The following is a 20,940-nucleotide window of genomic DNA, read 5'->3' as shown; positions in this document are numbered from 1 at the left end:
TGCACTTCCAACGCAAAAACAGTAGTGTCTACTTCCATTTCGAGTTTTTCCTTAACCTGCATGTAGACCACTTTTTTTGTCATTTTTTCAATAACAAAACCACAAAAGAGTTTACGCCGATGTCTTCTTCTAACGCACCGCAACAGGGTCTTTACCGGCCTGAGTTTGAACATGACGCCTGTGGAATTGGATTCGTCGCGCACGTAAAAGGCCGCAAATCGCACCAGATTGTGGAGGATGCCTTGACGATGCTCACGCGCATGGATCACCGGGGTGCGGTTGGATACGAAACCAATACGGGGGACGGCGCGGGCATCCTGATTCAGATTCCGCACGAACTGTTTGTCGATGAATGCCGCAAGCTGAGCTTTTCCCTGCCATCGGCCGGCGACTACGGGGTCGGGATGATCTACATGCCCAAAGACGACCGTCTGCGGAAAGAATGCCGCGATATTCTGAACCGGACCATCAAAAAACTAAACCTGGAACTGATCGGCTACCGCGTCGTTCCGGTTGATTCGTCCGACCTGGGCAACGGTTCGCGTTCCGTCGAGCCGCAGATGGAGCAGGTGTTCATTCGCAAACCCGAAACCTTGACCGCCGACGAATTTGAGCGTAAACTTTACATCATCCGAAACTACAGCAGCCGGATCATCAACGAAACCGTAACCGGCCTGCAAAACAGTTTTTACTACTCCTCGCTCTCGAGCCGGGTCATTACGTATAAGGGTCAGTTAACGACCAAACAACTCCGGGATTATTTCCCGGATCTACAACGCGAAGAACTTGTTTCGGCCCTGGGCGTGGTGCACTCCCGGTTTTCGACCAACACCTTTCCATCCTGGCAACTGGCGCAGCCGTTCCGGTACATTGCCCACAACGGCGAGATCAATACCGTGAAAGGCAACGTCAACTGGATGAAAACGGCCGAAGCCATGCTGGAGTCCAAGTTATTTACCAAGGACGAGCTGGCCATGCTGCGCCCGATCTGTAACCTGAATCAGTCGGATTCGGCCAACCTTGACAACGCCATCGAATTGCTGGTGATGTCGGGACGGTCGTTGCCGCACGTGATGATGATGCTGATTCCGGAAGCCTGGGACGGCAACGAAAGCATGGACCCCGACCGGCACGCTTTCTACGAATACCACGCGGCCATTATGGAGCCCTGGGACGGTCCCGCGTCGATTTCGTTCACGGACGGATGGATTGTGGGCGCCACCCTTGACCGCAACGGCTTACGGCCTTCGCGCTACTGGGTGACCGACGAAGATGTGGTGATCATGGCGTCGGAAGCCGGGGTGAACGATGTTGATCCCGCCCGGGTGGTCAAGAAAGGCCGTCTGCAACCGGGTCGAATGTTCGTCGTTGACATGCAGGAGGGCCGGATCATCAGCGATGAAGAAGTGAAAGCCGATATCTGCTCACGACAACCGTATCAGCAGTGGCTCGACGAAAATAAAATCAAAATTTCCGACCTGCCAAAACCGGTCCGCACGTTCAGTCACATGCGGAAACAGGACATTACGCAGCGTCAGCAGGCGTTTGGCTACACTTCCGAAGACCTGCGGATGATTCTGGGACCGATGGCCGAAACCGGTCTGGAAGCGCTGGGTTCGATGGGAACCGACTCGCCCCTGGCCGTGCTGTCGGACCAAAGCCAGCACCTGGCCAACTACTTCAAGCAACTGTTTGCGCAGGTGACCAACCCACCAATCGACTCGATCCGCGAGCGGGCCATCATGTCGCTGATTTCGTTCGTGGGTGCCAACGGCAACCTGCTGAGCGAAAAACCCGAACACTGCCGGTTGATCGAACTGACGCAGCCGGTGCTGACCATCGAAGAATTCGACAAACTGCGGTTTGTGGACAAAAATCACTTTCAGGCCAAAACCATCAACACCTATTTCCGCGCCGATCAGGGCGGAATTGGGCTGGAGCGGGCCCTGGAACGGATTTGCCGCTACGCCGAAGATGCCATCGAAGACGGTTTTGAAATCATCATCCTCTCCGACCGCGCCATCGACTCCGACCACGCGCCGATTCCGTCGCTGCTGGCGACCTCGTCCATCCACCACCACCTGATTCGCAAGGGATTACGCGGCCAGGTCGGTATTCTGGTGGAAGCGGGTGACGTGTGGGAAACGCACCATTTTGCCACGCTGATTGGTTACGGAGCCTCGGGAGTGAATCCCTACATGGCCTTTGAAACGATTACCGACATGAAGGAGCGCGGCCTGATTCAGGTCGATTACCCGGTGGAAAAACTGCACCAGAACTACATCAAGGCCGTTAACAAGGAGCTGCTGAAGATCTTCTCGAAAATGGGCATCTCGACCCTGCAATCCTACCAGGGTGCCATGATTTTCGAGTGTCTGGGGCTGAACAAAGAAGTCGTTGACACCTACTTTACGGGTACGATCTCCCGCATCGGCGGCATGGGTCTGGAACAGATCGGTCGCGAGATTCTGGTCCGTCACCGGCAGGCGTTCCCTGAAGACAATAAACTGACCAACCGCCTGGAAGTGGGGGGCGTCTACCAGTGGAAACAACGCGGGGAAGCGCACATTTTCAACCCCGATACGATTCACCTGCTGCAACAGGCGACCAAGAAAAACGATTACCAGATTTACAAGAAATACGCCAACCTGATCGACGATCAAACCCGCAAGGCGCTGACGCTGCGCGGTTTGATGAAGTTCCGGAAGGGCACTCCGGTTCCGCTTGACGAAGTAGAACCGATCGAAAGCATTTTCAAACGCTTTGCGACGGGTGCCATGTCCTTCGGTTCGATTTCGTGGGAAGCGCACACAACGCTGGCCATTGCGATGAACCGCATCGGCGGCAAGAGCAATTCCGGCGAAGGGGGTGAAGACGAATTGCGGTATCAATTGCTGCCCAACGGGGACAACATGAACTCGGGGATCAAGCAGGTGGCATCCGGACGGTTTGGCGTCACCAGCCACTACCTGACCAACGCCCGGGAGCTACAGATCAAGATGGCGCAGGGTGCCAAGCCCGGTGAAGGAGGTCAATTGCCCGGTCATAAAGTCGATGACTGGATTGGCCGCACGCGCCACTCGACCCCCGGTGTGGGCTTGATTTCGCCCCCGCCCCACCACGACATTTATTCGATTGAAGATCTGGCGCAGTTGATTTTTGACCTCAAAAATTCCAACCGGGAAGCGCGCATCAGCGTGAAACTGGTGTCGGAAGCCGGGGTTGGAACCATTGCCGCCGGGGTTGCCAAGGCCCACGCCGACCACATCCTGATTTCGGGTCACGACGGCGGAACGGGGGCCTCTCCGCTCAGCTCGATCCGTCACGCCGGTTTGCCGTGGGAGCTGGGGCTGGCCGAAACGCACCAGACGCTCGTTCGCAACAAGCTGCGGGGCCGGGTGACGGTACAAACCGACGGGCAAATCCGGACGGGCCGCGATCTGGCGATTGCCGCCCTGCTCGGCGCCGAAGAATTTGGGGTGGCCACGGCTGCGCTCGTCACGGTGGGTTGCATCATGATGCGGAAGTGCCACCTGAATACCTGCCCGGTGGGTGTGGCCACGCAGAACAAAGACCTGCGCGCCCTGTTTACGGGAAAACCGGAACACGTTGTGAATATGTTTACGTTCCTGGCAACGGAACTGCGCGAAATCATGGCGGAGCTCGGCTTCCGGACCATCAACGAGATGGTTGGACAGTCGCAAATGCTCGACATTCGCAAAGACATCAAGCACTGGAAATACGAAAATGTCGATCTGTCGGCGGTTCTTTACAAAGACGCCAACAGCCTCGATGTGGCTAACTTCAAGCAGGAAGACCAGGATCACGGCATGGCCGACATTCTGGACTGGAGCCTGCTCGAAGCCGCCGAACCGGCCCTGAAAAACGGAGAATCCGTGTACGCCGAGTACCCGATCATCAACCTTAACCGGGCGGTGGGTACGGTTTTATCCAACGAAATCTCGAAAATCCACGCGGGCAAAGGCTTGCCCGAAGGATCCATTCACTTCAAATTCCGCGGAACGGCGGGCCAGAGTTTTGGCGCCTTCAACACAAACGGGATCAAGCTGGAGCTGGAAGGTGACGCCAACGATTACTTTGGCAAAGGACTCTGCGGAGCCCAGCTGATTGTGTATCCCGACCGCATGGCGCCGTTCAAACCGGAAGAAAACAGCATCGTCGGGAACGTGTCGTTCTACGGTGCCACTTCGGGCGAAGCCTACATCCGCGGCATGGCCGGTGAGCGGTTCTGCGTACGGAACTCCGGCGCGAAAGTTGTAGTCGAAGGAATTGGTGACCACGGCCTGGAATACATGACGGGCGGTTTGGCGATCATTCTGGGTTCGGTCGGTCGCAACTTTGCCGCCGGCATGTCGGGTGGGGTGGCCTATGTCTGGGACAAAGACGGCGATTTTGCTGCCAAGGTGAATCCGGAAATGGTGAGCCTCGAAAAGCTGGACAGCCAGGATGTGTCCATCATGAAGGAGTACGTGGAGAAACACTTCCAGTACACGACCAGCAACGTGGCCCTGCAACTGATTCAGGATTGGGACAATCTCATCGGCCAGTTTGTCAAGGTGATGCCTACGGACTTCCGCAAGGCGCTTACGGGTCGTGGCATTTCGCTCGCCGATCAGATCCGCGACAAAAATGTGGTCTACCAGGACATCGTCGTCGATGTGGTTCATCAGTAAACCAACCCGTTTTCTTTCGAAATTCTCCAGAGAATCAACCGAATCACCGTTTTGGGTGATTCGGTTGACCTCAGCCGATTAAAAAACCGTATACGCTTTAATCTACATGGGAAAGCCCACTGGATTTTTAGAATTCACCCGCGAATTGCCCAAAAAACGCGACGCGCAGCAGCGGGTTCACGATTACAAGGAAATCGAAAAACCGTACGCGGAGGAAGATACGCAGAAACAGGCCGCCCGGTGCATGGACTGCGGAATTCCGTTTTGCCACAACGGCTGTCCGCTGGGAAACATCATTCCGGAGTTTAACGACGCGGTGTTTGAGCAGAACTGGGAGTATGCCTACGAAATTCTGGCATCGACCAATAACTTCCCGGAATTTACGGGTCGCATTTGTCCCGCGCCCTGCGAATCGTCCTGCGTGCTGGGCATCAACAAACCGCCGGTTGCCATCGAGTTTATCGAGAAATCGATCATCGAAGCGGCCTATTCTCGCGGCCTGGTGCAGGCTAATAAGATCACCAAACGCACCGGCAAACAGGTTGCGGTGGTTGGTTCGGGTCCGGCCGGTCTGGCTGCGGCTGCGCAACTAAACAAAGCGGGCCATACGGTGACGGTTTTTGAGCGGGCTGACCAGGTAGGCGGTTTGCTGCGGTACGGCATCCCCGATTTTAAACTGGAAAAATGGGTGATCGACCGTCGGCTGGACGTAATGGAAGCCGAAGGAATTGTGTTCAGGACCAACACGAACGTGGGCGAACACATTAAAGCGAAGGAACTCCTGGCCGACTACGACGCCATTGTGCTGACGGGTGGCTCGACAGTGCCGCGTGATCTGCCGATTCCGGGCCGCGACCTGAAAGGCGTTCACTTTGCGATGGAATTCCTGAGCCAGCAGAACAAACGCGTGGCTGAACGGCCGGTTGTGGTCGACCACCGGGGGGCAAAATACGAAAACGGTGAATTGCTGGCAACGGATAAAAACGTCATCGTCATCGGTGGTGGCGACACGGGTTCCGACTGCGTGGGCACGTCGAACCGGCACGGAGCTAAATCCGTAACCCAGATTGAGCTGATGCCAATGCCGCCCGCCGAACGCGCTGAAAGCACCCCCTGGCCGAACTGGCCGATGATGCTCCGCACGTCGACTTCGCACGAGGAAGGCTGCGACCGGCATTGGTCAATCAACACGAAAGAATTTATTGGCGACGAAAACGGCAACCTGAAAGCCCTGCGGATTGTGGATCTGGAGTGGCAAACCGTAGACGGCAAAATGAAGATGATCGAAGTGCCGGGTTCCGAACGCGACATTGACTGTGAGCTGGCGCTGCTGGCGGCCGGTTTTCTGAATCCGCAGCAGGAAGGTTTGCTCGACGCCCTGGAACTGGAATACGAACGCGGCAACGTGAAAGCCGTTAATTATCAGACTACCTCCAATCCGAAAGTGTTTGCCGCCGGGGACATGCGCCGGGGTCAGTCGCTGGTGGTTTGGGCCATTTCCGAAGGTCGGGAAGCCGCGCGAGCGGTGGACGTCTTCCTGATGGGTGAAAGCCAGCTGGAAGCGAAAGCCAAGTCGATGTTTGCGACGGTCTGACCCACGGATAGAACTTTTAGCTAGCCGCTGGTGGTCCACCAGCGGCTTTTTTTTGCGGTTTCGTGCGAACCAGCTCTCCTTGATGCAGTAACTAGTATTCTATCAATCCCTCTTTTACCTCTACCGATTCCTTTTTCATGAATCATTTTTACAACGTTTTATTGCTTACCAGCTTTTTATCTTTCCTGGCCAGGCCATCCTATTCACAATTATTTTTCACTAAAGGATACGTAATTGCAGCGGGCGACACCCTTCCCGGAGATAGTAGACAGCGCACGAATCAGACGATTGATTTTCGGACCGGTTCCGATGGCTCGATCCGGGAATTCGCCCCGGAACAACTTTCTGGCTATTTCCTGGAAGAAGACAAGCAATCCGTGCTCGGTCTTTCATTCACCGAGGCCGGTCAAACGAAAACGTATTTTATGCACGAGCAAATCCAGGGATACGTCAGCCTGTATAGTTTACTGAAACCGGAAGACCGCTTGACGCACCTGATCCAATTACCCTCTAAAACGGTTGTGCCGCTGCGGGGAAACCTGGCGTTACTGATGCTAACGACCCACCTGACGGAGTGTAAGAATCCCACGTTCACCCGCTTGCTGAATCCGCAGACCTTTCAGGCCTCCAGGAATCACTACGAGCGAATTGTGAAGGTCTACAACACCTGCGCCAGTCCGGAAAAAGCCGTTATGCCGACCCGAAAACGGTTTCGCTACGAGATGGGCCTGCTGGCCGGAGCGGTTCAGAACAGCTGGCATTATACCGCTGTCAACGAACGACTGCAAACGTACTGGAAATTTAACGGCCCGTATAGTTCGCACTATACGGGGATGGCAGGCGGTTTTTTCACGTTTGCCCCCCACAAGAAGCTATCCATGGATGTTGAGATTTTTTATACAGGGTACAAAGGCAGTCAGGTCGTGACGGAAACTACACGTTGAAGCCCGCCTGACGCCACACGTTGCCGTCGATGGCGTTACGCGTATTGCCAGTTCCCGGTCGCTGCAACTCACTGCGCGGTTTCCCTTAATTGCCAATTGAATCTTCCGAAGCTAATCCAAAGTTTCTACCTTTGTCGCCATTTTATTCCGAACAGCACCCCTATGAATTTTTTAAAGTCCAACCGGCTCAATGACTTACGTTACGAAATCCGCGGGCCGGTTTATGAGAAAGCCCTCGACCTCGAAAGCCAGGGTTACACCATTATCAAACTGAACATTGGCAATCCGGCACCGTTTGGCTTCGATGCGCCCGATGAGATTGTTCACGACATTATTCTGAACATCCGGAATGCGCAGGGTTATTCCGACTCGCGGGGGTTGTTTGCGGCCCGGAAAGCCGTGATGCACTATACGCAGAATCTGGGCATTAAAGACGTCGCGATCAACGACGTATTTATTGGCAACGGCGTAAGTGAGCTGATTCTGCTGACGATGCAGGCGCTCATCAATGAAGGGGATGAAGTGCTGGTTCCCTCACCCGATTACCCGCTCTGGACCACCTCGGTGGCGCTCTCCGGTGGCAGACCGGTTCACTACCTCTGCGATGAGCAGGCGGGCTGGAACCCGGATCTGGCCGACCTGGAAAGCAAAATTACCGCGCGCACCCGGGCCATTGTGGTGATCAATCCGAACAATCCGACCGGGGCGGTTTATGATAAAGAGGTGCTGGAAGGCATCGCCCGCGTGGCCGAGCGCCACCAGCTGATTGTTTTTGCCGATGAGATTTACGACAAAATCCTGTACGACGGGGCCGTTCACCACCCGATGGCTACGGTGGTGGAAGACACGCTCTGTATTTCGATGGGCGGATTATCGAAAAACTACCGGGCAGCCGGTTTTCGCGGGGGCTGGCTGGTGCTGAGCGGAGCCAAACACCGGGCTAAATCGTATATCGAAGGACTTACGTTGCTGGCCAGTATGCGGCTCTGCGCCAACGTACCGACGCAGTATGCCATTCAGACCGCGCTCGGCGGATACCAGAGTATCAACGACCTGATTTTGCCCACCGGACGCCTGTACCGGCAGATTCAGTACGCCTACGACCGGATCACGGCCATTCCGGGTCTGAGCTGCGTGAAGCCGAAAGGATCGCTGTACATTTTCCCGAAAATTGATCTGTCGCAGTTCAACATCGTCAGCGATGATGATTTTGTCTTTGACTTACTCGACGAACAGAAGGTGCTGGTGGTGGCCGGAACCGGCTTCAATTACGTTCATAACGACCACTTCCGGATTGTTTGCCTGCCTTCCATCGACGACCTGACCCCCGCCCTCGACCGGATTGAAGCCTTTCTGGAAAGCCGACGAAAATAAGGGAAGAATGATGAATTATGCGTTATGAGTTTTATCTTGTCACTGCTTTCAACTCTTCACTCATAACGCATCACTTCTAACTCCCGTGGCTTCTTTTACCAGCAAACGGACCAATCTGTATATTTTTCTCAGTGCGGTTTTTCTGACCAATGCCATCATTGCCGAAATCATCGGTGTCAAGATTTTTTCGGCCGAAACCTTACTTGGCGTTGCTCCGGCCCAACTGCACCTGTTGGGTGATTTTATCCTGGATTTCAACCTGACGGCGGGGGTGGTTATCTGGCCGGCGGTGTTCATTACGTCCGACATCATCAACGAGTATTACGGCGTGCAGGGCGTTAAGCGGATCTCTTACGTCACGGCGGGTTTTATCGCCTACAGCTTCCTGATCATCTATTTCGTGACCACGCTGCCCCCCGCGCAGTTCTGGCTGGACGTCAACAAAACCGACGCGGTGGGTAATCCGGTGAACATCAACAACGCCTTCGCCATGATTTTTCGGCAGGGACTCGGCATCATCCTCGGTTCGATCACGGCTTTTCTGGTGGCGCAATTGCTGGATGCCACGGTTTTTCAATCGCTCAAACGCATTACGGGCAGTCGCAAAATCTGGCTGCGGGCCACGGGCTCGACGCTGGTTTCGCAGTTGGTCGACAGTTTTGTGGTGCTGGTCATCGCATTTTACCTATTTGGCAACTGGTCGTTCAAGCAGGTCATTGCGGTGGCAATTGTCAACTACATCTACAAATTTGTCGTCGCCGTTGCCTTAACACCGGTTTTGTATCTTGCTCATTATCTGATTGATAATTATTTAGGCAAGGAACACGCGAAACAATTGGCAAACGAATCGAGCATGAGTACGTTTATGTAATATGAAAACTTTTTCCGTTGCTTTTCTGCTGCTGATCGCGGGTACGGCGGTGGCGCAGAGTCCGCTGCTGACGCTGGTCAATACCGAGAAAAAATTTGCCCAGCTTTCCAAAGACAGCACCACCAAAACCGCCTTTCTGCAATACCTGGCGCCCGACGGTATTTTGTTCACCAAAGGCAAGGTGACCAATGGCCGGTCGTTGTTCGAAACCGGCCCGGAAAGTCCCGGGAAGCTGACCTGGCAACCCGTTGCTGCCGATGTATCCGCATCCGGCGATCTGGGGTATACCACCGGCCCCTGGGAAACGCGGCCCAAAACAATGGCCGACAAACCCAGCGGTTTTGGGCACTACGTAACGCTCTGGAAAAAACAGGCCGATGGCAACTGGCGCATCGCGCTCGACATTGGCATCAGTCACCCGGCTCCGTCCAGTCCGCCCGTCAACGCCATTCGGGCCGCCACGGGCATCCGCAGCGTGACCAGTTCTGACACCACCAAAAACCGGGAAGAATTGCTGGCCTTTGACAACCAGTTTATCAAAACGCTGGAAAAAAGCGGAGCCGCAGCGACGTATAAGCAATTTTTAGCGCCCCAGACGCGCGTCTACCGCATGAACCAGCAACCGTTCCTGGAGCGTCCCGGCATCGATTCGTTGCTGAAACAACCCGTTACGCTCGGTTTTTTTCCTTTGAATGCCTCCGTGGCGGAATCCGGCGATCTGGGGTACGTATACGGCAATTCGCAGGTGCTGGCCACTGTAGCCGGGAAGTCCACCAAACAAACCGGCAATTACCTCCGCATCTGGAAAAAAGACAGCCAGGGCCAGTGGAAAATTGTCCTGGACCTGCTTAATCTGGAACCGGTGGAACCGGCCGAAAAGTAGGCGATCCGTTCTCCAAAGGCATCGTGCCTGAGAATTGGCGTAATGCTTTACGCCACGAAAAATCAGGAACCCAAAAACCCACTTTATTTGCCATAGGCTTCTAATTCCGGGCGCATTGGAACCAAAAAAAACGCATTGCTTCAAAGAGACACTTTGTTAAAATGAAATTTTCGGTTGCCAATATATCCTTTTTTACGCATTTATTGGCTGCTTTGCGATACAAGCTGGAGCAACAGGGAAACTTCGTTTTTTGTGAAATCACAACTGGTTGTTAAAAATAAGACGGCGGTTTAAGAAGCCGAATCAGCTTTAATAATCGTGAAGTGATCTTGGTGGGGGCAGACCCTAAATCGACGAAGCAGGCAAGGTTGTGAAGCAGCCCCGGGCGTTTTAGGTTACGAGAGTTGGTTCGTACTTGATCTTTTGCAAACGGACGTCTGTTTTTGACCCAGGCCAATTGGGTTAACTAGTTTAGTTCACGAAAAAACAGGTTAATAACGACGTAGCCGGTAGTTTTTAAATAATTCCTCACTTTCCAGTATCTTGGATTTCTTCAGCTCCTCGTCGAGGGGCACCATCAGGTCATTGAACGGCGTTTAGCCAGTCCGGGCCTGATTCTCTCGCGGGCGACACGCCATGGTTGCACAAATGGCAACAAACGGTACGACTTCAATGACAACAATGCCCAGCAGCGGGGATTTATTCGACGTCAGTGGCTGGAATTAATCAATCCGTCCAGCTTTCCTAATTTATTGGCTCTCCAACTATTCACAAAGATTTCGATTGTGAATAGTTGGAGAACTCAGCACAGATTAAGTGTTGCAGGCTTACCGAACTCGCGAAGCTTTCTTATCAGGTGATTTATCCCGGTCACCCGTCACAACCCCTTTGGTGAAGTATTTCCCGCTGCCATTCGCCAGCATGATACCCGCTAAGTGAGGGGCTGCCATCGAGGTCCCGCTGTACGTAGCGTATCCGCCGGGCACTGTCGATCGCACCGCAACGCCTGGAGCCGCCACTTCGACGGGAGGGTTGCCGTAGTTCGAGAAAGAAGCAAACTTGCTCAGGCTGTCATGAGCGGATACCGTATTGACATTGGTCGCATTGAGACGGGCAGGCGAAAACCAGCTGGCCGGTAAGCTGGAATTGCCCGCAGCCAGACTAAAGTAAATGCCCTTGCTAGCGGCCTTCTTAACGGCATTTTCCATAGCGCTTGAACCTCCCAATCCGCCTAGGCTCATATTGGCTACGTCGCCGGGTTTACCCGTACGGCCAACGAAGTCAATCCCGGCGACAATACCAGACGTTGAGCCACTGCCATCTTTACCCAATACTTTGACAGGCACTACTTTAGCACCTGCCGCTACACCAACCACCCCAAAGTCGTTGTCCTTTGCGGCAATGGTTCCCGACACGTGTGTACCATGACTGTTCAGATCATCCAGCGAGGCTGCATCAGCACCCGAGGTGAAGGCGTTGTAGCCCGCAGCTGCGTCTACATTCAGATCAGGATTGTCAAGGTCAATGCCCGTATCAAGTATATAGGCTTTTGCGGTACCCGTGTAATTTACAAAACCGCCCACCGCCCGGATGCCCCAGGGGACTTGCTGCGTAGATGCCTGGGTGGTAAAGCCTAGTTTGGTCGGTTCATCCAATTTTACGATCTGGTCTGCTTCAATGAAGTCAACCAATGGACTTTTTCTCAACAGCGCAACCTGTTCCGGGGTTAACCGGGCGGCAAATCCTTCGATAGCCAGCCTGTAGCGCTGGTAGATTTCCACGGGATTAATGCCCATCTTAGCCGCAAGCTGCTCTAAATCAGAAATTTGCTGGCTGGACAGTGCCCCTTCTTTCAGGACGACGATGTAGCGGTTGTCCAGCGCAGCCGCCCGTGCCCTGGCATCACCGGGCAAAGGTGCGTCGGACTGACCAATTGCAGGGTCCTGTTGGGGCTGACAGCCATTAATAAAAAGGATGCCTGCTACAAGAGCAGACCCGCAAAGAAGATCGCGTAAAGTTTTCATAGTTGGGAACATTGTTTGGTTGATTAATAGAGCGTTTCCTAATCCTATCAAAGATAGTACCATATGCCAAATAAAATAGAAGTCTGTTGTGAGATTACAGCAAGATACTCGAAAAGAATAGGCTTTGATTAGATAAGTACGTTGGATAGAGTGCAATTAAGGGATTTGGACGCTTTCGGGGAAATTGATAAAACTGCGTATTCCTTTTGCTGAGCAAATAGAAAACTCACCGGTGATTTTGGAACGCCACTCCAAACGTGATTTCTTTTCTATTATAGAAGGGGCTTTTATAGAAGGGGCTTTCAGTACGCTTTAGTTGTTTTACTTGCCGAACTGTTGCCAACCTGTAGCCTTGTAAATCCTTCACATCATCTTCACTCAATCGAGCATAAACCGTCTACTCAAATCATCATAAATTTCACCTAACACGAACGAATCAACCGTTGGAAAAATTGATCCGGTTTGCCGCTGAGCAACTGGAACTCATGCACAAAAATGTTGCCGTGCCAACGCGCACCAAACCGCGCTTTTCGTTGGGACGATGAATGGTTCATTCGTTCTCCATTTGGCGGAGCGCTCTGTTCGACTCGCTGTTTTACAGGAACTTGCGACAGCCGCCTTTTTTATAAAATTTCCAATTGCTTAAAAACCGGAATCAGCGTCCTGCCTTTTTCGGACAAGGTGTATTCAATATGCAGCGGCTTGGCCTTGATGACGACTTTCTCCAGGTAGCCGTCCTCCACTAATTCTTTTAAACCGGTCGCTAGCGACTGCTTATTGGCCCCCTCCACCTGACGAAGCAAGGCGTTGAAGCGCAGGGGGCCGTTCAGGGCCAACCGAAAAATTTGCGGTTTCCACTTTCCCGAAATCAGTTTCAGTACCTCCTCCGCCGGGCAGGCCTTTTCATTTTTCTGCATTTTTCTTCCAGTCAACTTTTTCTGACTAATTGACATTATACCCAGTAACGCACCAACTTTGTAAAAAATTAAGGATAACGAATGCCCCGTGTCGCCGGTAACCGGCGAATCAGGGCGCAGGTAAACCAAATTACGATGGAAGTTAAGACTCAAAATCCGCTTTTGTGCGATATAGAAACCGGAATGTGTGCACTACCCGATGCAGCGGCAGCGGAACCCACGCAGGCGCTTTCCGCCACTAAAAAACCGGTGAAAATTATTTACTACACCGACCCCATCTGTTCGACCTGTTGGGGAATCGAACCCCAGTTACGCAAACTAAAGCTTGAGTATGGCCACACGCTGGAAATTGAATACCGGATGGGCGGTTTACTGCCCGACTGGAGCTACAACAGCGGTGGCATCAGCAAACCGTCGGACGTCGCCCACCATTGGGATGACGTGAGTCGGCACTACGACATGCCCATCGACGGGGATGTGTGGCTGGACGATCCGCTGCCTTCCTCCTATCCGCCCTCCATCGCCTTCAAAGCCGCCCAGTTGCAGAGCCCGGAAAAGGCGATCCGGTTTTTGCGGGCCATCCGGGAGATGGTTTTCCTGCAAAAGAAGAACATTACCCGCTGGGAACACCTGGAAGAAGCGGCCCAATCGGTCGGGCTCGACAGTGTCCGGCTGAAACAGGATTACGAAGGGCAGGCCCAAACCCGGTTTGAGGACGATTTGAAACTGGGGAAGCAATTGGGCGTCCGGGGTTTCCCGTCCTTGTTTTTCGTCAATGATTCGGGCGAACAGGAATTCGTGTACGGATTCAAACCGTACGGAGCCTACGAGACTGCGCTCAGGAAGGTACACGGTTCGGCGCAAAAAATGGAAATTGATCCGCAGTGGCAGGATTTATTCACCCACTACCCTTCGCTTACCGCGCGTGAGTATTCGGAACTGGCGGGCGTTTCCCGCCAGGACAGCGAAGCCACGTTGCAGCGCCTGGCGGAGCAGGGGCACCTGTCCCAACTCCGGACGAAGAATGGCGATTTATGGACCCGTACGCCGGGCGGGAAGCCGTAAAAAATCCCCCGCTGCGAAGTTCGGAGTGAAAGAGCGGCATTCTTTGACTCACGTAACCTTCGGCAGCGGGGGATTTTCCCTTGAATGATCCCCTCACTCCAGCAGTGACACGAAGCGGGTGGGTTCTTTCACCTCCCTTTTCCGGGTTTCCAGTTTGAACACCTTCGTCACTTTCGTAAAACCGTCGCTGACCTCGAAGGTATACAAGCCGTCGTTCATGGTTTCCATGTCAAATTTCCGCCAGTACTTTTTCACCCGTTTGCTCACCTTCTCGACGTGCAGCACTTCGTTCTGCTCGTTCGTCAGCGTCACCTTCAGCGGTACTTCGATGTAGTTTTCGATCATCAGGTTCATCTTGGCCGATTTAATCGACTGGTAAATGGCTACCCCCATCGCCTTGGTATGGCTGACGTTGGGCGAGGTAGAAACCGCCTTTTCTTTTTCGTCGCCGGGAACCGGGGAAATGCCCGGATGTTCGGCCATCACCGGCGCACTCAGGGCCAGGAGGAGGGCCACCCTTTTAAATACTGGTTTCATACGTATCTGCTGTTTTCTGTTGGGTGTAAGTGACCTCTGATTCACTTTCTGCAAACTTATATTGCACTAAAAGTAGTGGAATGGCATCCCTGCGCCGTACCGCAAATGAGGTGATTTTGCCGGATGGAACCGGTTTTGGGATGAGCGGTCATATGGCTTGACAAAGAAAAAACCGGCCCAATCAGACCGGTTTTTGATCACCAAAGTAGTGTTCCCTTTACACTCATACGGTTCATTGGCCTCAATTGGCATCCCACCAAACGGGGGTCAGCACATCGCCGGGTGAGATGCCGGTGGCGTCAATGTTCGGATTTCGCTGCAATTCCGAATCGACATACGGCAGCCGTTTCAGAAACTGATTTCCCGTCAGATTAACCACCGGAACTGTCGGGGCCGGAAAACCGGTCCGGCGCTGCTCCGACCAGGCCTCTACCCCATTCAGACCGTACAAGGCCAGGTATTTCTGGGTACTAATCGCCTTGATTTTGTCGGTCTGCTTGCTGTAATCCACCGCCGGTTTGGTCAGGTAATCGCCCACTGGAACGCCAAACCGGGTCATCGACGCCGTGATGGCTTCGTTGTACAGTTTGGCCGGATCGTCGGTGGTGGTTCCGGCCCAGCCCCGGGCCACGGCTTCGGCGCGCAGCAACAGACTTTCTTCGTAGGCCAGCAACACCACCGGGCGCGCTTTGGCCGCATTGTCGTCCGCAGCCGTTATTCCGCTGGCGGCCGAGGTGCCGTTGATGGTACCGTTCGAAAACCGCTGCCCGATGAAATACTTGCCCGGATACGAAGTGTACAAAGCCGTGTTGGTCGAGGTGGTGCCGTTGGGTGTGAACACGTACTCGATTTCGGGCGTTCGTAAATCCGCATCCAGAAAATAAACCGGCAGACGCGGATCATTCGTCGGCAGCATCAGGTTGCCGATCGTCGTGCTGGCCGTCAGGTTGTTGGCCAGCCGGAAATTGGCCTGCCAGAGCGGATTTTCGGAATTGGTGGCAGTTCCGTTCGCAAAATGCAGGTTTTCGTCCGCCCGCAGGAAGGCCGTTCCGCTGCTGGCGTACAGCGCCTGAACCCCCGCCCGGGCCGCAGCCGGATCGACCTGACTCAGCCGCAGAAAAAATTTAAGTTTGAGCGTGTTGGCCGCCCGCACCCAACGATCCAGGCCGGTTTCGTTGGCGGCCTGATAAATCATATCCGCCGTTCCCGGAAACCGGCCCTGTTTTTTGGCAATGTCGGCTTTGGCTTCATCCAGCAGGGTTTGCAAACCGGCGTAAATATCCTTCTGGGCGTCGTATTTCGGCGTAATCGTCAGGTCGGCCTTCAGCGCTTCCGAAAACGGAATGTCGCCGTACAGATCCGTCAACACGCCGAAGGCGTAGGCTTTCATGATTTTCGAAATCCCGACCATCCGCCATTCATTCTGCGCGCTGCCCTGGTCGATGACGTACTGAAAATCTTCCAGCGCCCCCGCATACAGGTTGGTGAACTGCCCGCCCTGCCCGTCGAGCGTGGCCGACGTGATGTTGTACTGATCCCAGGTCCGGAACTGATTTCCGCCTTTCGGAATCGTCCAGTACTGGGCCAGCACCCCACCCAGAATGTTGAACTGCCCGCCCACAATAAACGCCACCTGCGCCTGTCCGGCGGGTAGGGCCAGGTTGACATCCGCCTGCGAGGGGTTGTTCGGGTCCGTATTGATGTCTAAATAGTCTTTTTCACAGGCGGTGGTCAGGCCGGTCAACAGCGCCAGAAGCACCACCTTCAGGAAAGTCGGTTTCATATCGTCAAAAATCAGGATCGGTTATAACACAATTTTCAGACTGGCGCCGTAACTCCGGGCCGAAGGGTACGCCAGGTACTCGTAGCCCTGGGCGTTGCCGGTTCCGAACGAACTGACCTCCGGATCGACATTCGGCTGCGATTTGGGCGTCCAGAGCATCAGATTCCGGCCAATGAGCGACAACTGAATGGTGGAAAACGGCGTTTTACCAATCAGCGATTTGGGCAGCGCATAACTCAGACTCATTTCGCGGAGCTTCACAAACGACGCATCGAACAGGACGTTTTCGCCGAAGTTGGAAACCGTCGACCAGTATTCATACCCGCCGTTGGTGGTAATCGTGGTGTTGGGCGTAAAGCTGCCGTCCTGATTCTGAATCACGGAGTTGGGGTACACAAACGGTTCGCGGTCGTTGTAGGTCGTTTCCTCCAAAAAACCGGCAAAGCGACCAATGCTGGCCGTCTGGGAAAAGAATTTCCCACCCTGGCGCGTATCCACCAGCACATTGAACGTCAAGCCCTTAAACGAAACCGTATTGCTCAAACCGGCCGAGAAATCGGGCTGGATATTGCCCAGTACCTGCAAAACCGGGTCGGCCAGCGGACGCCCCGTGCTGGGGTTGATCACCACGCGCCCTTCCGGATCGCGCAGCATCTTGCTCCCGAAAAACGCGCCGTACGGTTCGCCCAACCGGGCCTGCAAACCGGGCGATGCCAGCCCGCCCAGCCCAACCGGCGCCAGCGGGTTATACAACTCGGTAACTTTGTTGCGGTTGCGCGTGAAGTTGAACGACACGTCCCAGCGAAAACCGCCGGTCGATTTCACCGGCGTTCCGGTCAGCAGCAACTCGATGCCCTTGTTGGTCATGGCCCCGGCGTTCAGCGTCTGGGCCAGAAAACCGGAGGTGCTCGAAATCGGCACGTTGACAATCTGCTGGTCGCTTTTCGAATTGTAATAGGTAAAATCGAGCCCCAGCCGGTTGTTGAAAAACAGGACCTCGGCCCCCACTTCCCAGGAGGTTGTCAGCTCCGAACGCAGGTCCGGGTTGCCCCGAATATTACCCACCGAAAAACCGGCAACGCCGTTCAGCGGAAACTGGTACGTCGCCTGAAAACCGTCGTTGATGGTGGTGCGGGTAAAAACCGGGTTGATCTGGTAGGCGTTGGCGACTTTTCCCACCTGCGCGATATTGGCCCGCAGTTTGGCGTAACTGATGGGCGTGCTGCGGAGGTTGAGAAAGGCCGTGGTCGGAATGAAACTGACGCTGGCCCCCGGATAAAAAAACGAGCGGTTTTTCTTCGGCAGGGTCGATGAATAGTCGTTCCGGCCCGTCACATCCAGAAACAGAAAATCCCGGTAGGCCAGTTGCACATCCCCATAAACACCGTATAGCCGCGTGCGCGAATCGACCCGCGTGGTAACAATCGTGCTGGCGTTGCTGAGGTCGTAAAAACCGGGTACGATCAGCGGCTGGCCGTCGTAAATACCCCGCGAGGTGTTGTAATCCTGCAAGTTGTGCCCCAGAATCACCTTCAGGTTCAGATTCGGGTTCAGGTCCCGGTTGGCGGTAACAATAAAATCAGACAACAGACTCTGGAAGGTCGTATTGTCCTCAACGTACCGTCCCCCCACGTTGTTGATCGTGCCCTGGGCCAGCGTTTGTTTCCGCAAATCCGAGTACATATCGGTGCCGATCCGGTACATCAGGTTCAGCCACGGCACCGGGTCGTAACTGATCTGGGCGTTCCCGAAAAACCGGTTCACGTTGTCTTTCAGCAAGTTATTATCGAGCAGCCAGTACGGATTGTTCCGGAAGTCGGCCAAGTAGTAGCCGGTCAGGCTGTACCGCGGATCGTTGTAATCCTTCTGGTCGGTGATCTCGATGTCGCGGGGCGTGTTGTAAATCGTTTGCAGAATGTTGGAGCGGCCCTGCCCCTGCACCCCTCGGTCGCCCCCGGAGCGCGTGTAGGTGGCCGACAGGTTCGTCGATACCTTGTTGTTGAAAAACCGGGTTCCGGCACCCACGTTCACGGCGGTCCGGTGGTAGCCGGTTTTGGGGATCATGGATTTGGTATTGACGTCCGAAACCGTCAGGATGTAGTTCGACGTGCCGTTGTTGTTGCGGATCGAAAACGAATTGTTGAGCGTGACGCCGGTTTCGAAAAAATTGCGGACGTTGTTGGGTTTGGCCACCAGCGGAACGGAATCCGGCGCATCCTGCTGCCCGAGCGAATACAGGCCGTAGGTGTGCCAGTCGGCCACTTTCTGACCTTGAATTTTCGGTCCCCAGCTCACGTTTCCGCCGTCGAACAAATCGTAGACGCCGTCAAAACCGGCCCCGAACGAGTTCTGGTAAGCGGGCAGGCGGAGCGGATTTTCAAAACTGACGGAGCTGTTCAGGCTGATCTGCGGCTTGTCGGTGATGGCTTTGCTGCGGTTTTTGGTCGTGATGATAATAACCCCCGAAGCCGCCTGCGAGCCGTAGAGCGCGGCTGCGGCCGGCCCCTTCAGAATCGACACCGACTCGATGTTGTTTGGATCAATGTCGGCGGCCCGGTTCGTAATGTCAACGCCGTTGTTGAGGTCGCCCCCGCCCACGGCCGATTGGGTACCGTTGCCGTTGATGATCTGCGTCGTGGTGTTGCTGTTACTGATGATGATGCCATCGACCACATACAGCGGCTGGTTGTTTCCGTTGAACGACTGCGCCCCGCGAATCACGACGCGGGTGGCGCCCCCGGCCGCGCCCGATGCGCTCGAAATCTGCACGCCCGGCACCCGCCCCTGCAACGACCGCAGCATGTTCGATTCGTTGGCCCGAATCAGGTCCTCGCCTTTCACGTTCGTGACGGCATACCCCAGTGTTTTCTTCTCGCGCTCGATGGCCGACGCCGTCACCACCACCTCATTCAGAATGGCGGTGCTTTCTTCCAGCAGGATGTCGAAATTCGTCCGGTTTCCCACGGCGATTTCCTGGGTCGTAAACCCGATGAACGAAAAAACAAGCGTGGCTTCCGGCGGCACACTGGCGATCCGGAACGTACCGTTGCCGTCGGTGGTTGCGCCCTGGGTGGTGCCTTTGATGCTGATGGTCACCCCCGGAACCGGTAGTCTATCGGACGAACCGCGAACGGTTCCCGAAATCGTTTTGGATTGGGAAAGCCCGTACTGGTAGCAAAACAGTACAAGCAAAACTCCTCGTAGCAGTACTTTCATGGTTTGTTGATTCGTGTCGTTTTTTACAAAGGTCACGAACCAGCATCGTCGTGAAATCCCGCATTGAGGGTGATTTTACCGAATGAAAAAAACCAGCCGAAACGACTGGTTTTTCCATTTACGTTCATCTCATAGATCAGGTTCGGATTGCTCAGAACCTTTACTTCATTTTTAGATCGCCGAGCGCGTTGCTTTTGCCCTGCACGCGTCAACGGTACAAAAGTAAGGGGCGGTTTCGGCGGCACTCTACCCCAGAAAAGGGGATTTTAAGGGGTTAGATCAATCTTTCTTTGATGGCTTTTTCGATGGCTTCGGCCTTGGAATGCACCTCCAGTTTCCAGTAAATATTCTTGATGTGCGTCCGGATGGTTTCCTTGTCCACAAACAGCTGCTCGGCAATGGTGGTGTAGCTTTTGCCTTTTGAAAGCAGTTCCAGCACTTCGGTTTCGCGGGCTGTCAGGGGCGAATTGCGGTTTTTCTGAAACGAGGCCACCACCATCCGGGCGATGTTGGTACTCATGGGCGCGCCCCCCTCCTGAATGTCGCGAATGGCCTCCAGCAAGCGGCTGGGCTGCATGTTTTTGGTCAGGTACCCACCCGCACCGGCGCAGAGCGCCTTGAACACCAGTTCGTCGTTTTCGTAGACCGTCACCACAATGATGTTGGTTTTCGGACGAAGTTTTTTGATCCGGGCAATCCCCTCGATCCCGTTCATTCCCGGCAGTTCGATGTCCATCAAAACCACGTCGGGCGCGTCGGAATGAATGTTTTTGATCGCATCTTCGCAGCGGTGGTAGGCATTGATAATTTTAAAACCATACGTGCTGTTGATCAGGAGCGCGAAGCCGTCGCGGATCAGGTTATCATCCTCCACAATACAAATCCGTATCGTCTGCGGACTGCGCAAAAGTTGAGGTACATTCATACGTGTGTTCATTAGAGTTTGTAAGAGTAAGTAACTATTTTTTTAGGGCACCCTCCCCCGTTATTACACCAACGGGGCAATTTACTTTACGAAAGGAGTGTTGATGAAGCAGG

General features: G+C 54.2%; 13 protein-coding genes. 7 read left to right on the top strand and 6 right to left on the bottom strand.

Features of this window, described 5'->3' with window-relative positions; genetic code table 11:
- The first annotated feature begins 119 nt into the window (after positions 1 to 119).
- The 6 genes from gltB to ACYVHX_RS22010 all read left to right on the top strand — a co-directional run bounded on the left by gltB (position 120) and on the right by ACYVHX_RS22010 (position 10,360).
- Positions 120 to 4,694, top strand: coding sequence for a glutamate synthase large subunit (gltB, locus tag ACYVHX_RS22035; protein ID WP_460673856.1), 4,575 nt, complete (start codon positions 120 to 122; stop codon positions 4,692 to 4,694).
- Between the two features lie 106 nt (positions 4,695 to 4,800).
- Positions 4,801 to 6,288, top strand: a complete 1,488-nt coding sequence (locus tag ACYVHX_RS22030; RefSeq protein ID WP_460673855.1) for a glutamate synthase subunit beta — start codon at positions 4,801 to 4,803, stop codon at positions 6,286 to 6,288.
- 425 nt (positions 6,289 to 6,713) lie between these two features.
- On the top strand, positions 6,714 to 7,232 hold the full coding sequence (locus ACYVHX_RS22025; RefSeq protein ID WP_460673854.1) for a hypothetical protein: 519 nt from the start codon (positions 6,714 to 6,716) through the stop codon (positions 7,230 to 7,232).
- A gap of 162 nt (positions 7,233 to 7,394) precedes the next feature.
- Positions 7,395 to 8,606, top strand: coding sequence for a pyridoxal phosphate-dependent aminotransferase (locus tag ACYVHX_RS22020; RefSeq protein WP_460673853.1), 1,212 nt, complete (start codon positions 7,395 to 7,397; stop codon positions 8,604 to 8,606).
- 85 nt (positions 8,607 to 8,691) lie between these two features.
- A complete protein-coding gene (locus ACYVHX_RS22015) occupies positions 8,692 to 9,477 on the top strand; it encodes a queuosine precursor transporter (RefSeq protein ID WP_460673852.1) in 786 nt (261 codons plus the stop codon).
- A gap of 1 nt (position 9,478) precedes the next feature.
- Entirely contained in the window at positions 9,479 to 10,360 is an 882-nt protein-coding gene (locus tag ACYVHX_RS22010; RefSeq protein WP_460673851.1) for a YybH family protein, read from the top strand.
- An 827-nt stretch (positions 10,361 to 11,187) separates the two neighbouring features.
- On the opposite strand, the gene ACYVHX_RS22005 is transcribed toward ACYVHX_RS22010, so the two are convergent.
- Positions 11,188 to 12,384, bottom strand: a complete 1,197-nt coding sequence (locus tag ACYVHX_RS22005) for a S8 family serine peptidase (RefSeq protein ID WP_460673850.1) — start codon at positions 12,382 to 12,384, stop codon at positions 11,188 to 11,190.
- 623 nt (positions 12,385 to 13,007) lie between these two features.
- Positions 13,008 to 13,301 carry a winged helix-turn-helix transcriptional regulator gene (locus ACYVHX_RS22000; protein WP_460673849.1) on the bottom strand — a complete coding sequence of 98 codons (294 nt, stop codon included), beginning with the start codon at positions 13,299 to 13,301 and terminating at the stop codon, positions 13,008 to 13,010.
- A gap of 183 nt (positions 13,302 to 13,484) precedes the next feature.
- On the opposite strand from ACYVHX_RS22000, the gene ACYVHX_RS21995 reads away from it, so the two are divergent.
- Positions 13,485 to 14,366, top strand: a complete 882-nt coding sequence (locus ACYVHX_RS21995) for a ClpXP adapter SpxH family protein (protein ID WP_460673848.1) — start codon at positions 13,485 to 13,487, stop codon at positions 14,364 to 14,366.
- A gap of 93 nt (positions 14,367 to 14,459) precedes the next feature.
- Here ACYVHX_RS21995 and ACYVHX_RS21990 read toward each other — a convergent pair whose 3' ends face one another.
- The 4 genes from ACYVHX_RS21990 to ACYVHX_RS21975 all read right to left on the bottom strand — a co-directional run bounded on the left by ACYVHX_RS21990 (position 14,460) and on the right by ACYVHX_RS21975 (position 20,827).
- Positions 14,460 to 14,903, bottom strand: a complete 444-nt coding sequence (locus tag ACYVHX_RS21990; protein WP_460673847.1) for a hypothetical protein — start codon at positions 14,901 to 14,903, stop codon at positions 14,460 to 14,462.
- 241 nt (positions 14,904 to 15,144) lie between these two features.
- Positions 15,145 to 16,686, bottom strand: coding sequence for a SusD/RagB family nutrient-binding outer membrane lipoprotein (locus ACYVHX_RS21985; protein ID WP_460673846.1), 1,542 nt, complete (start codon positions 16,684 to 16,686; stop codon positions 15,145 to 15,147).
- 21 nt (positions 16,687 to 16,707) lie between these two features.
- Positions 16,708 to 19,902 carry a SusC/RagA family TonB-linked outer membrane protein gene (locus ACYVHX_RS21980; protein WP_460673845.1) on the bottom strand — a complete coding sequence of 1,065 codons (3,195 nt, stop codon included), beginning with the start codon at positions 19,900 to 19,902 and terminating at the stop codon, positions 16,708 to 16,710.
- A gap of 274 nt (positions 19,903 to 20,176) precedes the next feature.
- Positions 20,177 to 20,827: a response regulator gene (locus ACYVHX_RS21975; protein ID WP_460673844.1), complete on the bottom strand. Its 651-nt coding sequence runs from the start codon at positions 20,825 to 20,827 to the stop codon at positions 20,177 to 20,179.
- Positions 20,828 to 20,940: the final 113 nt, after the last annotated feature.

The sequence above is a fragment of the Larkinella ripae genome (genome assembly GCF_054780775.1).
Note: the sequence above shows the minus strand (reverse complement) of the source record. Positions and strands in the feature narration are given on the sequence as shown.

What these genes read in the sequence shown, in the direction of transcription:
- ACYVHX_RS22025 (WP_460673854.1), top strand. Translation starts at nt 6,714, where the DNA reads ATGCACGAGCAAATCCAGGGATACGTCAGCCTGTATAGTTTACTGAAA.
- ACYVHX_RS22020 (WP_460673853.1), top strand. Translation starts at nt 7,395, where the DNA reads ATGAATTTTTTAAAGTCCAACCGGCTCAATGACTTACGTTACGAAATC.
- ACYVHX_RS21975 (WP_460673844.1), bottom strand. Translation starts at nt 20,827, where the DNA reads ATGAATGTACCTCAACTTTTGCGCAGTCCGCAGACGATACGGATTTGT.
- ACYVHX_RS21985 (WP_460673846.1), bottom strand. Translation starts at nt 16,686, where the DNA reads ATGAAACCGACTTTCCTGAAGGTGGTGCTTCTGGCGCTGTTGACCGGC.
- ACYVHX_RS22000 (WP_460673849.1), bottom strand. Translation starts at nt 13,301, where the DNA reads ATGCAGAAAAATGAAAAGGCCTGCCCGGCGGAGGAGGTACTGAAACTG.
- ACYVHX_RS22010 (WP_460673851.1), top strand. Translation starts at nt 9,479, where the DNA reads ATGAAAACTTTTTCCGTTGCTTTTCTGCTGCTGATCGCGGGTACGGCG.
- ACYVHX_RS21995 (WP_460673848.1), top strand. Translation starts at nt 13,485, where the DNA reads ATGTGTGCACTACCCGATGCAGCGGCAGCGGAACCCACGCAGGCGCTT.
- ACYVHX_RS21980 (WP_460673845.1), bottom strand. Translation starts at nt 19,902, where the DNA reads ATGAAAGTACTGCTACGAGGAGTTTTGCTTGTACTGTTTTGCTACCAG.
- ACYVHX_RS22030 (WP_460673855.1), top strand. Translation starts at nt 4,801, where the DNA reads ATGGGAAAGCCCACTGGATTTTTAGAATTCACCCGCGAATTGCCCAAA.
- gltB (WP_460673856.1), top strand. Translation starts at nt 120, where the DNA reads ATGTCTTCTTCTAACGCACCGCAACAGGGTCTTTACCGGCCTGAGTTT.
- ACYVHX_RS21990 (WP_460673847.1), bottom strand. Translation starts at nt 14,903, where the DNA reads ATGAAACCAGTATTTAAAAGGGTGGCCCTCCTCCTGGCCCTGAGTGCG.
- ACYVHX_RS22005 (WP_460673850.1), bottom strand. Translation starts at nt 12,384, where the DNA reads ATGAAAACTTTACGCGATCTTCTTTGCGGGTCTGCTCTTGTAGCAGGC.